The sequence below is a fragment of the Alteromonas sp. M12 genome (assembly GCF_037478005.1).
In the GTDB taxonomy this organism is placed as follows: domain Bacteria; phylum Pseudomonadota; class Gammaproteobacteria; order Enterobacterales; family Alteromonadaceae; genus Aliiglaciecola; species Aliiglaciecola lipolytica_A.
The window spans coordinates 3,447,528-3,460,003 of the sequence record NZ_CP144164.1 but is presented as its reverse complement, the minus strand read 5'-3'; the positions used below and the strand labels follow the sequence as shown (position 1 = coordinate 3,460,003).

The following is a 12,476-nucleotide window of genomic DNA, read 5'->3' as shown; positions in this document are numbered from 1 at the left end:
TGTTAACCTAATAATCAGCGTGTAACATAAACGTGAATTACATTTTACTTAAGAATATCTTTACATCTGTTTTACCAGTTAGTTATTGAATAATTTCTGTTAGTAACATGCATTATTTCCATCGTTCTACACAGCTAAACCGGCGTGCATGCGCTATTTATTGACAAAAATTAGGAAAAGACTATGTCTAAATCAACTGGAATTGTTAAGTGGTTCAACGCAGAGAAAGGCTTCGGCTTTATTACTCCCGATAATGGCGGAGCTGATGTGTTTGTACATTTCCGTGCTATCGCTAGCGATGGCTACAAAACGCTAGACGAAGGTCAGCAAGTGACGTTCGATATTGAGCAAGGCCAAAAAGGTCCTCAAGCGGCAAACGTGACTGTTTAAAACATCACTGCGAGTCCATATGAAAAACGTCAGCTTAAGCTGACGTTTTTGGTTTTTGGGCCCGGCAATGTTGGTTTGATGAACCCCATGGCCTAAAGGCCATGCTACAGGGGGGGGCGTTTACCACCTGTAGTCGGTGGCTTTAGCCCCGAAACGCAATACGAACATTCCCACGGGATGAATCCCGTCCTACAGGGGGTTATTCAGCCTCGAGAATATTGGTTTGATGGGCCATGCTACGGATTTTTTTGTAGGCGGTTGCTTTAGCCCCGCGGGAATGTGCAAGATTCCATGGCCTGAAGGCCATGCTACGGATTTTTTGTAGGCGGTGGCTTTAGCCCCGCGGGAACATGCAAGATTCCATGGCCTGAAGGCCATGCTACGGATTTTTTGTAGGCGGTTGCTTTAGCCCCGCGGGAATGTGGAAGGTTCCATGGCCTAAAGGCCATGCTACAACCCGAGATAAAACATGGGTTGGGTTCTTGGATCCATGGCCTGAAGGCCATGCTATATGGATTGTTGGTATTCTTATTTAAATCCGTTGGGATTATTGGATTGCCAATTCCATGAGTCGCGACACATTTCCGCTAGGCCTTTTTTTGCGGTCCAGTTTAGTTCTTCTTTGGCCAACTTTGGATCGGCATAACAAGCTGCTACATCGCCACTGCGTCTGGGCACAATATTGTACGGAATGGACTGTCCACTTTGTTTCTCGAATTCTTTAACCATATCCAACACGCTATAACCTTGGCCAGTTCCCAAATTATAGGTCACTAATCCTGCGTTTTGAGTGAGTTTATCCAGCGCCTTTAAATGGCCATTGGCCAAATCTTCAACGTGAATATAATCGCGCACACCGGTGCCATCTGGGGTGTCATAATCGTCACCAAAAACCGATAATGCTTCGCGTTTTTTAGTGGCAACTTGCGTGATGAACGGCATTAAATTATTCGGAATACCATTAGGATCTTCGCCTATTCGGCCTGATGGATGAGCGCCTGCTGGGTTGAAGTAGCGCAAGATTGCAATATTCCAACTGTTGTCTGACTTAAACAAATCTTGCAATACCAATTCAACCATCAGTTTAGATTGGCCATAAGGATTTGTCGGCTGACCGGTTGGCAAGTTTTCATGCAGCGGCAGGGTAGTTGGGTCGCCGTATACGGTGGCAGATGAACTAAACACAATATTTTTGACATTATGTTTGGCCATGGCTTCACACAAATTCAGTGTGCCATACACATTATTTCGATAATAAAGTAATGGTTTTTCAACCGACTCGCCAACGGCTTTTAACCCTGCGAAATGGATAACAGAGTCAATCTTATTTTCAGTGAATACCTTATCAAGAATGTTTGAATCCTGAATATCACCTTCTACAAACGCTATTTCTTTCCCGGTTAATTCAGATACTCTTTTTAAGGATTCTGGAGAAGAGTTACATAGGTTATCTAGCACTACGACTTGATCGCCATTTTCCAATAATTGCAACACTGTGTGGCTGCCGATATAACCAGCACCGCCAGTAACGAGTATAGTAGACATGTTATTCCTTTATTTGTGAATCATCAGGTTGTTTTAAATATTTCGCCGATAAGCTGTATTGAAAGGGCTTCAAAATTAGTGGGTAAGCAATGATTATCAGTGCGGCCCAAAGTAACGAAGACCAATCTTGAAAAGTGCGCAGTACAAAAACAAAAAAAGGCACCATAATAAGCAGTTTTATAACGTTAAGAAATAACTTCTCAGGCGCAGTCAGCTTGCTTTCAGCTGCACGAATTTCTACAAAGCGCTCTTTAAGGCTTAAGTTTTGTAGTTGAGGAATTTGACGTGTCGAAAAATAGAATTTCAAAAGCACTACCTTGAGATCTTCGAATTATAATGGCGACATTATACAAACTATTTGGATCAAAAACGCCCCGAAATAATGTTTTTTGTTTCGGGGCGTGATTCAGTCTTTTAAATAAATGTTTTAGCTAAAAATTTATGGTGTTTCTAACACTACAAAATCGTTGGCTTTTCTTCGTCGTGATTAAAGGTTTTCTTTTCAGCTAACTTTTCCCACTTACGTGTTTTCAGGGTTAATAGCCCAACAACAAGCGCTGCGGCTACGGTAATTTGTCCAATACCCCAAAACAGATTTGGCATATCACTCAAATTATCTGGGTCTAGTCCACCGGCTAATAAACCCGCTGTCACATTACCGATTGAGTAAGTAAGTACAAACACGCCCATCATCTGACCGGCAAAACGTTTAGGCGACAATTTACTCACAGCAGCCAGCGCGACTGGGCTTAAACAAAGCTCGCCCACTGTATGCAAAAAGTAAGTAGCAACCAAGAAATAAGGCGCCGCTTTTAAGCCACTTGCGGCAATTTGTGCAGCAAAGAACATTACGATAAAGCCAGTGGCCATGATCACCAAACCAATGGCGCACTTGATTCCGTATGAAGGCGTTATCATGCGCTTACCCAGATTCACCCATAGGGCGGCAAAGAACGGGGATAAAGTAATGATGAAAAATGAATTAGCGGATTGGAACCAAGCTGGTGGGATCTCAAATGAACCTATCATGCGTTCTGTGTAGTCACGACCGAATAAGTTTAATGAAGAGCCTGCTTGTTCAAAGCCGGACCAGAAGAATATTGAGGCTAAACACACCACAAAGAGCGCACCTAAGGTTCGTTTTTCGTCTGATGACAAGTTACCAAACGCATAGATGCCAGCGTAATAAGCTAAGAAGACAACCGTAATGGCTACTGCTACATATTGAGCAAGGGTGACCGGGTCAATACTCAGCATTCCCGTCATCATTGCAAACGTTAACACTGCAATACCCACTAAAAACACAGCGATTACTGTCCAGCTTTTCTTTTCCCCAGATGGTGTCATTTTAAGCAGAGGTTCAGCGCCTACGCCACCTAATCGGCCTATGGTGGCACGATATTGCAGTAGACCAATTGCCATACCTACGGCAGCAGCACCGAAAGCGTAATGGTAGCCTGCATTGACCTGCAACCAACCACAAACAAAATAACCAATTAACGAACCTAGATTGATGCCCATGTAATAAATGGTATATCCCGCATCACGTCTTTGATCTTCAGGGGCATAAAGCTGACCAACCAAAATACCTACATTGGGTTTTAACAGTCCAGTTCCTATCACCACTAGGATTAAACCAATAAAGAAACTCCAGCTGGCTGGAATGGCAAGCACAATGTGACCACACATGATCACGATACCACCGTACCAAACTGCTTTTTGGCTGCCTATTAGTCGGTCGGCTATCCAACCGCCGGGTAAACCCATGAAATACACTGCACCTGTGTACAATCCATATATTGCAGTAGCGGATGCCACTGTAATTGCCATTCCTTCTTCTTGAATACTGGCGGTCATGAACAAAACTAACAAAGCACGCATGCCGTAGTAGCTCATTCGTTCCCACATTTCAGTATAAAATAGTGTTTGTAGGCCACCTGGGTGACCGAAAAAATCGGGTGTTTTTGAATTCATTGTGTCGCTGCCTTTAGGTGAGTTCATCAGATGCGTTAACGCTAACTTTGCATGTGAACTGCTTTATTTTAATTATTGTTGTTTTTCTCATAGATTGATCCATTGCTTGCATCAAATCACCGAGATGAAAACTTGTAAACCCATTGTTTATACTAGAGCTCTTGTCTGAAAACAAGATTGTCGGTTTTTATTGTGCTTTATTTAAACGAATTTAAAGGAGATTTTCATTTACAGGCTAAGCAGGTTATTAAAAATTTAATTTCCCACCGAGCAGTGCTGTACGATTAATGTGCATTTTAACAACGAGATTGCTCTAAATTAAATATATTCGTGCACAGACTCGGTGCATCAAATTTGGTGCATGCATTCCAAAATGGTATTAGCTCATTTTTTAACAACAGTTAGAGAATAAAATTACGCTTAAAAAACAATCGATTCTAAGCGTTTTTTATTCTGTGTTGCGAAAAACATACAGTTTTTTGATGGGTAAATGTTTTTCCTGTATATTAAACCAACGGATAATACGTCGATTGCATTTAGTAACACGATTTTACTGGTTTTCATCAACTGATATTTGGTATCATCCCCGCGAATTTTCGAAGTAGCAGCGTTACCTATTTATTAGGAATACGAAGGAAAATACGATTTTCTTATAAATATCAAGAGGGTATAACTTGATTCTCATTGAAAACACAAGTTCTGCTGGAACGCTATGCTGCATACAGGCTCGATTATTGCTTCTGCAGCTTTAACGAATTAACAAGGAATCGTGTAATATATGTTTGCCTATTTGGAGTTTGTTCCACTTTTTACTGCGTTTTTTGTAGCGGTAATATTGTTGATTGTAATGACTCCCTTTGCTCATCAACTTGGTTTGGTTGATCATCCTACAGCAAGAAAACAGCACAATGGTATGGTGCCGCTCACCGGCGGTGTGGCCATTTTTGGTGCAGTTTTAATTACTAGCATCTTAACCGATGTCTGGTTTAAGAACGGTTCTCTATTTTTTACCGCATCTTTCTTCATTATTTTGCTTGGTATGCTGGACGACAAGTTCGACTTAAGCGCTAAAGGGCGACTTATGTGTCAGTTTGGTGTGGCCGCAATAATGGCGTGGGCTGCGCAGAATTATATCACCTCGCTAGGCGATATTTTTGGCTTCGGTGACACCTCTTTTGGTTTATTTGGCTATTTCTTCACATTAATTTGTGTGGTTGGTGTTATCAATGCGTTCAATATGATTGACGGTATTGATGGGCTCGCCGGCGGTATGAGCTTGATAGTGCTGCTTGCCGTGGTCTTTTTGTTATTAATTTCCAATAATGGCAACGCCATTATGGCACCTATGATGGTTATTGCTGCCATCGTACCTTTCATGGCATTTAACTTGAGCTGGAAAGGGTTCAAAGGTAATAAAATATTTATGGGTGACAGCGGCAGCATGTTCGTTGGACTAACCATTGTTTGGTTGATGGTCGATTTTACCCAAGGTGCAGAGGCGGCTATGCGTCCAATGACCGCGGTGTGGATTATCGGTTTACCACTAATGGACATGGCTGCAATTATGTACCGACGGGCGAAAAAAGGTCAGTCAGTATTGAAGCCTGACCGCCAACATCTGCACAATATCTTTATGCGAGCCGGCTTCTCTTCGCGTCGCTCGTTAGCCGCAATCTTGCTAATGGGATGTTGTTATGCCGCGGTAGGAATTTTGTGTGAACTGTATGAAGTTGCCGAATATATCATGTTCTATGGTTTCATAGTGTCGCTATTTATATACAGTTACGTAATTCAAAATATCTGGACTATTTTACGCTTTGTTCGTGGTAAACGAAAAATAGCTCGCTAGAATAGCATCAAGGGCAACCAACAGGTTGCCCTTACTTTTAGTGTTACTTTGCAAACGCATTCTTTGCAAAATCAAGGTGACGCGTTAGTATGAACTGTTGTGGACAAAAGCTAATAATAATTTATGAAAAAACTGAGTAGTTTCTTTTTACTAAGCATCCTTCTTCAAGGCTGTACTTCGATTGACCAACCCATTGCTAGTCGAGCACTTGTAGAGCATGAATTTGTTTCAGACGCTAAGCCTGTGTCATCTACGCAGCAAGCTATTTTGTCGCAGTCTTCTATAACTACAAATGTGCAAATCGACGGTAAACCTGCGGTTTTAGGCAAACCTTTTTTCGCGGCCAGCGGTAAAACCTGTCGTAAAGTGCAGTTTATGCTTGATGGTCAACGTGTGTATTGTAAAACCGGTGACGGTGATTGGTACGCAGTTAGCCCTGTTTTAGCCAGCTACAGTGAAGCTACAACAGGAGGAAACCAATAATGTTATTAAATTATCGTGTCGTTTCTGCTTTCCTATCTAGAACAGTACTTTTCATCGCAAGCTCAATGTTTGTAGGTTCCATATTTGCGCAACAAGCACCAACCCAAGAACAACTGCAACAAGCTCAACAGGCTAGCCAAAGTCAACGAGTTGACTTGTCGCAATATATTCAATCAGGTGGCAATAGTACCGGTAGAGGAGGGAGTATCAATTTACCTTCGGATTCTGGCCCTATGCCTGCTGGCGAAGAAGGGCTGCCGCCGCCGTATGGCGCTAACCTGTTCAAAGGTGGTTTTGAAACGGAACGTAGTGATGGATTAAATTCGTCTTATTTAGTTGCCCCTGGCGATAAAATTGCGATTCAAATGTGGGGCACGGTGAACAGTTCAGAAGTGGTTACCGTGGATAATCAAGGCAATATATTCATTCCAGATATCGGCCCGATTAAAGTGCAAGATGTGCCCGCTAGTCGCGTCAACAGCGTAGTGACGCAAGGTATAAAATCAATATACACCAACAACGTGAGTGTGTATGTCAATCTGCTTACGGCAACGCCAGTGAGTGTGTTTGTGGCAGGTCCGGTGCTAAGACCTGGTCAGTACGCCGGTTTGGCGTCAGATTCAGTGTTGTTTTATCTAAAACGAGCCGGTGGTATTGATCCCCATCGCGGTAGTTACCGAAATATTACGGTAATGCGTCAGGGTGAAACGGTGCTAACTTACGATTTATACGACTTCCTAAAAATGGGTAAATTACCTGCATTCTCGTTCAAAGATGAAGATGTGATTTTTGTTGGCGAGCAGGGCGCTATGGTGAACGTAGAAGGCGCGGCTAGATACCCATTTAGATTTGAACTAGAAAAATCAAAGCGCTCTGGCACTGCATTAATGAACTATGCTCGACCATTGTCTAAAACCAGTCATGTAGCGATAACCGGCAATCGTGAATCAGGCCCTATTTCGGTTTACTTGCCAGTTAATGAATTCGACCAGTTCACCATGGCCGATGGTGATACCGTGTTATTTAATGATGACATTAGACCGCAAGTGATCAGCGTGCAAATCTCCGGCAGCTACGAAGGACCTTCTTATTATGCTGTAGAAAAAGATACGCGCTTGTTGGACTTGTTAAGCTACATTGAGATTGACCCAGAACAAGCTAATTATGGTTCTATTTACATTAAGCGTGAAAGCGTGATGGAACAGCAAAAAATGCTGATCAACGAATCTTTAGACCGCCTAGAGCGTAGCTTATTTACAGCGCCCGCATCATCAAGCGGTGAAGCGTCGATCCGCGCACAAGAAGCACAGTTAGTCTCACAGTTTATTGCCCGCGCCAGAAGAATTGAACCGCTTGGTAAAGTGATAGTGTCTGAAAATGGCAAAGTCGCCAATATTCGCCTAGAGCAAGGGGATGAAATTGTTATTCCGGCCCAAACTGACTTGATTCAGATTGCCGGCGAAGTGCTTATGCCGCAAGCTGTGGTTTATAATCCTGAGGCGACAGTATCCGATTACATCGCATGGGCAGGTGGATTTAGCGAACGAGCAGACGATGATCGTATTGCCATAGTTCACGCTAACGGTATCACCAGCTTTGTTTCATCTAATGCAGGGCAACATTGGTACTCCGATGAGCAAAATGCCACTTTACAAGCCGGAGACCAAATTCTGGTGCTGCCTAAGGTTGATGCGAAGATTATGCAATCTATCAAAGATGTCACCCAAATCATCTATCAAATTGCTGTAGCTGCCAATGCTGCAAGCTAAACAGCAAGCAAAGCACTAATTCATGACAACAGTTATTAAACGCAACAAATGGGAAATATGGCGAGACGTCATATTCGCCCTATTTGCCCGCGAAATACGCACGGGGTTTAATGATAAGTTTGGTTTGAGTTGGGCGGTTATAAGTCCTGTTGTTTTTATATTCGTACTGGCGTTTTTACGTGGCCGATTGGGGGGGGGCGAAACACATACTATGCCCACCTTTACCTTTATGGCTATTGGCATATTATTTATTCAGAGTTTTTTAGGAACACTTGCAAGCACAGCTAGAGCAATTAAGCAAAACAAAGCACTCTACGCATTTAGGCAAGTTCAACCTATTAGTGCTGTTTTGGCTGGTGGATTATTTCAAATACTTATTAAAATGTTTGTAACAATTGGTATTGTTATTGTGATGTATTTTATGGGGATGGATTTACAAATGTCAGACCCACTTCTATTTTTATCTTGTTTTTTTCTTTTGACCGTTTTCGCTATGGCAATTGGCTTAGTGTTTGGTGTTGCTGAGTTATTTGTAAAAGAGGTCAGCAGAATAAGAGAATTGGCAACCCGCCCAATGTTTTTTATCTCTGGTGTATTTTTTTCATTACAAGACTTCCCAAAAGAGTATTGGCACTTTCTAAATTGGAATCCAGTATTACAGGCTATCGAGTTGACTCGTTATTCTGTCTACACTACTTATGGCCAAGAGGGCGTTAGCTTTGGCTATTTAGCTGGTATTGTTTTAGTGTTTACTTTTTTTGCGCTAGCTATGTATCAAATCACTTGGAAACAGGCGATAAGTCGATGATTCGCTTAGACAGTATTACAAAATACTACCCTTCAAAGTTAGGTAAACAGTACGTATTTAAGGACCTAAATTTTGAAATCCCTTCTGGACATAATATCGGTATTTTGGGCTCTAATGGTGCTGGTAAATCTACTCTTTTTAGGCTGCTTGCAGGCAGTGAATATCCCAATAAAGGTCGAGTTATAACCGATTTGAGTTTATCTTGGCCAGTAGCACTGAGTTCGGGAATTCACCCACAAATGACCGGTAGAGAGAACACACGTTTCATAGGAAAGGTGAATGGCATTGCTGATTTAGATAAATACGAAAAAAGAGTAAGCGCGTTCGCCGAACTAGGTAAGAAGTTTGAATTGCCAGTTAGTAGCTATTCAAGTGGAATGAAACCCAGACTAGCTTTTGCATGTTCGATTGCCATTGATTTTGATGTTTATCTTATTGATGAAGTCACTTCAGTAGGAGATGCAAAATTTAGACGTAAAGCGAAAGAAGCGCTGTTAGAGCGAAGTGAAAAGGCCAATGTCATCATGGTCAGCCATGAAATGGATGAAATTAGACAATTTTGTGACAGCGCAATCGTACTGCACAAAGGTGAATTAACGTTTTACAATGATCTCGAGCAAGGGATCGAACAATATCAGGCACTATAATTTATGACTAAACAAGCCCAAATAGAATTAGAAAAACGGTTTAACGAATTAAAAGGTTCGTATACTGCAGTGCAGTGGTCTGATGCTAGTTTTTTGCTTGCTCGCGTAGAAGAATTGGAAGGAAATGATATTGCTTTGGCTTTTCGATTGATGCAAAGAGTGAAAAACCTAAACCCTAATGAAGCTAATCAAGCAAAGCTAGCCGAATTGAGAAAGCAAACTTTTCAAAAAACTCCTGAGTTAGCAACTTTGTCATCTACTGAATCAAACACGAAAGATAAATTTTTAGACAATGCCAAGAATGTAAAAGAACGGGTTGTTATTGGGTTGAAGCACCCTAGAATGGAGAAGCTTAAACGTCCGTTTGTGATCTTCGTTCTTTTGCCATTTTTACTGTTTACCTTTTATCAGGTTTTTATAGCGAGTCCGCGCTTTGAAAGTCAAGCTAAGTTGATCGTAAAAGAGCCTGACGGCATGGCGACGTTAGACCCTACTATGGCTATTATGTCTGGCTTTGGTGTTGGGACAGCAAGTTTAGACACTGAAATTGTGAAAGCATTTGTTTATTCGAATGACATGTTGATGTATTTGGAAGATACGTTAAAAATTAGCGAGCATTATAGTGATAGCAAAAATGACTTTTTTAGTCGTTTGGAAAGTGATGCAAGTAGAGAGCGCTTTTTAAAGTACTATTTAAGTAAAGTACTAGTAGAGGTGGATGAAAAGTCTCAAGTTATTAATATTTTTGTACAGGCTTTTGATGCTGACTTTTCATATTTAGTTAGTTCAACTATTGTTGAGCGGGCTGAATGGTTTATCAATGAGATAGGTCATAATTTAGCAAAGGAGCAATTGAAGTTTGTTAAGTTAGAACATCAATTAGTTGAAACAAGGTTACAAAAAGCCAAAACTGAATTACTCGCTTTTCAGCGCCGACATAACCTACTTGATCCTGAAGCTGAAGGTATTGCGTTCCAACAGATTACATACCAATTAGAAGGAGAGGTGGCGTCTAAACGCACTGAACTCAATGCGCTTAGAAATAGTATGAGTGAGAATGCACCTATGGTAATTCAGGCTAAATCTCAGCTAAATAGTTTGTTAGAACAATTAGAGCAAGAACGGGCTAGATTAACTACTGAAAAACCAGGTAACAACAGTTTGCCTGAGGAAGAACGTAACTTAAGTGTGTCTCAAGTCGTATCTAAATTTAGTGATTTTAAAATCAATATGGAACTTGCACTGCAAGCATATACGTCATCTCAAGTGTCACTAGAAAAGTCTCGTATTGAAGCCTATCGACAACTGAAATACTTAGTAACAGTAGAATCACCCACTCAGCCTGAAGAAGCGAAATACCCAGAAGTATTTTACAATATAAGTTTGTTTTTAGCTGTTATTCTGATGCTATTTGGTATCGTTCGCATAATAATCGCAACAGTTGAAGACTTGCGCTAAACATAAACTCAGCAATTAGAAGTTTGGAATAATTTAACACGTTCTTAAATGCTTAACTGACTTGCTATGAAAAGGTAAAATAATGCGTAAAGGAATCATTTTAGCTGGAGGTACTGGTACAAGGCTCCACCCTTTAACTTCAGTTATTAGTAAGCAGCTTATGCCTGTTTACGATAAACCAATGATTTACTACCCTATTTCTACTTTAATGTTAGCGGGTATCAAAGATATTCTAATTATTGCCACACCAGAAGAGCTACCTCGATTCGAATCCCTATTAGGAACCGGCGAAGCTTGGGGACTTCATTTTAGTTACGTAGCCCAACCATCTCCTGATGGGCTTGTCCAAGCATTTTTATTAGGTGAAGAGTTTATAGGTAATGATCATTGCGCTTTAGTTCTTGGCGATAATTTGTACTATGGGAATGATCTTCAACTGTCATTAAGTAATGCAAATCGCCATGAGTCTGGTGCTACTGTATTTGGCTATCATGTACAAGATCCTGAACGTTATGGTGTTGTAGATTTTGATGACAATTGGAAGGCACTTTCAATTGAAGAAAAGCCTAAGAAGCCAAAATCGAATTATGCAGTAACAGGTTTGTATTTTTACGATAATCAAGTAGTTGAGCTTGCTAAACAGGTGAAGCCTTCAAAACGTGGAGAATTGGAAATCACAGATCTAAATAACCTATATTTAGAACAAGGAAATTTGCGTGTTGAGTTAATGGGCCGAGGGTCTGCATGGTTAGATACGGGCACCATTGACAGCTTATTAGATGCTTCAAACTTTATTGCCGCAATAGAAAAACGACAAGGACTAAAGATTTGTTGCCCAGAGGAAATTGCCTATCGCAAAGGGTTTATTGATGCTGCTCAACTTAAAAAATTAGCTAAGCCACTGATTAAAAGTGGCTATGGAAAGTACTTATCCAAACTGTTAACTGAAAAAGTCAGATATTAATGAAAGTAGTAGAAACCAGTATCCCCGATCTGAAAATTATTGAACCTAAAGTATTTGGGGATGAACGTGGTTTTTTCATGGAAACCTATAGAGAAGATTGGTTTAAAGAAAATGTAGCTAATGTCGACTTTGTGCAAGATAACCATAGTAAATCAAAATACGGTATTCTGCGTGGCCTGCATTATCAACTTGAGCATACACAAGGCAAGTTAGTGCGTGTGACGAGCGGAGAAGTTTATGATGTCGCTATAGATATGCGTAGATCATCTCCTACATTTGGTGAATGTTTCGGAATGCTATTATCCGAAGAAAATAAAAAGCAACTATGGATACCAGCTGGCTTTGCACATGGATTTTATGTGACCTCAGAATTTGCGGAATTTTGCTACCGTTGTACAGATTATTATCATCCAGAAAGTGAAGTGTCAATCCGCTACGATGATGCGACTATTGGTATCGATTGGCCCATAGGTAATGGTAAAAAACCAACGTTATCTGCAAAAGATGAAGAAGGGGTAGATTTCAAATCTGCTCCTAGCTTTACTTAATTTTTGTTGATCATGAGTGATATGTAGATGAGTGATATGTA

Annotated in this window: 12 protein-coding genes; 9 read left to right on the top strand and 3 right to left on the bottom strand. The window is 40.9% G+C overall.

The genetic code is table 11. From position 1 onward, the window contains the following. The first annotated feature begins 183 nt into the window (after nucleotides 1-183). Nucleotides 184-390 (top strand): cold-shock protein, encoded by a 207-nt coding sequence (locus tag VUI23_RS14915; RefSeq protein WP_216048031.1) that lies wholly within the window; start codon nucleotides 184-186, stop codon nucleotides 388-390. A 528-nt stretch (nucleotides 391-918) separates the two neighbouring features. Here the strand turns inward: VUI23_RS14915 and galE are convergent. The 3 genes from galE to VUI23_RS14900 form a co-directional block, all read right to left on the bottom strand. Continuing rightward, a complete protein-coding gene (galE, locus tag VUI23_RS14910) occupies nucleotides 919-1,935 on the bottom strand; it encodes a UDP-glucose 4-epimerase GalE (RefSeq protein ID WP_342804846.1) in 1,017 nt (338 codons plus the stop codon). 1 nt (nucleotide 1,936) lies between these two features. Continuing rightward, complete coding sequence (locus VUI23_RS14905) at nucleotides 1,937-2,242, bottom strand: DUF6170 family protein (protein WP_216048033.1); 306 nt, start codon at nucleotides 2,240-2,242, stop codon at nucleotides 1,937-1,939. A gap of 149 nt (nucleotides 2,243-2,391) precedes the next feature. After that, nucleotides 2,392-3,909 carry a peptide MFS transporter gene (locus tag VUI23_RS14900; protein ID WP_216048034.1) on the bottom strand — a complete coding sequence of 506 codons (1,518 nt, stop codon included), beginning with the start codon at nucleotides 3,907-3,909 and terminating at the stop codon, nucleotides 2,392-2,394. 778 nt (nucleotides 3,910-4,687) lie between these two features. On the opposite strand from VUI23_RS14900, the gene wecA reads away from it, so the two are divergent. The 8 genes from wecA (at nucleotide 4,688) to rfbC (ending at nucleotide 12,435) form a co-directional block, all read left to right on the top strand. After that, nucleotides 4,688-5,758: a UDP-N-acetylglucosamine--undecaprenyl-phosphate N-acetylglucosaminephosphotransferase gene (wecA, locus tag VUI23_RS14895; RefSeq protein ID WP_216048035.1), complete on the top strand. Its 1,071-nt coding sequence runs from the start codon at nucleotides 4,688-4,690 to the stop codon at nucleotides 5,756-5,758. Between the two features lie 123 nt (nucleotides 5,759-5,881). After that, nucleotides 5,882-6,241 carry a DVU3141 family protein gene (locus VUI23_RS14890; RefSeq protein ID WP_342804845.1) on the top strand — a complete coding sequence of 120 codons (360 nt, stop codon included), beginning with the start codon at nucleotides 5,882-5,884 and terminating at the stop codon, nucleotides 6,239-6,241. Then, nucleotides 6,241-8,010, top strand: coding sequence for a polysaccharide biosynthesis/export family protein (locus VUI23_RS14885; protein WP_342804844.1), 1,770 nt, complete (start codon nucleotides 6,241-6,243; stop codon nucleotides 8,008-8,010). Before VUI23_RS14890 ends, VUI23_RS14885 begins: the two co-directional genes overlap by 1 nt. Nucleotides 8,011-8,032: 22 nt before the next feature. Beyond that, on the top strand, nucleotides 8,033-8,818 hold the full coding sequence (locus VUI23_RS14880) for an ABC transporter permease (RefSeq protein WP_342804843.1): 786 nt from the start codon (nucleotides 8,033-8,035) through the stop codon (nucleotides 8,816-8,818). After that, complete coding sequence (locus VUI23_RS14875) at nucleotides 8,815-9,465, top strand: ABC transporter ATP-binding protein (RefSeq protein ID WP_342804842.1); 651 nt, start codon at nucleotides 8,815-8,817, stop codon at nucleotides 9,463-9,465. Before VUI23_RS14880 ends, VUI23_RS14875 begins: the two co-directional genes overlap by 4 nt. Before the next feature lie 3 nt (nucleotides 9,466-9,468). Next, nucleotides 9,469-10,923 carry a lipopolysaccharide biosynthesis protein gene (locus VUI23_RS14870; protein WP_342804841.1) on the top strand — a complete coding sequence of 485 codons (1,455 nt, stop codon included), beginning with the start codon at nucleotides 9,469-9,471 and terminating at the stop codon, nucleotides 10,921-10,923. Between the two features lie 82 nt (nucleotides 10,924-11,005). Next, nucleotides 11,006-11,887: a glucose-1-phosphate thymidylyltransferase RfbA gene (gene rfbA, locus VUI23_RS14865; RefSeq protein WP_342804840.1), complete on the top strand. Its 882-nt coding sequence runs from the start codon at nucleotides 11,006-11,008 to the stop codon at nucleotides 11,885-11,887. Further along, nucleotides 11,887-12,435: a dTDP-4-dehydrorhamnose 3,5-epimerase gene (gene rfbC, locus VUI23_RS14860; RefSeq protein ID WP_342804839.1), complete on the top strand. Its 549-nt coding sequence runs from the start codon at nucleotides 11,887-11,889 to the stop codon at nucleotides 12,433-12,435. Before rfbA ends, rfbC begins: the two co-directional genes overlap by 1 nt. Nucleotides 12,436-12,476: the final 41 nt, after the last annotated feature.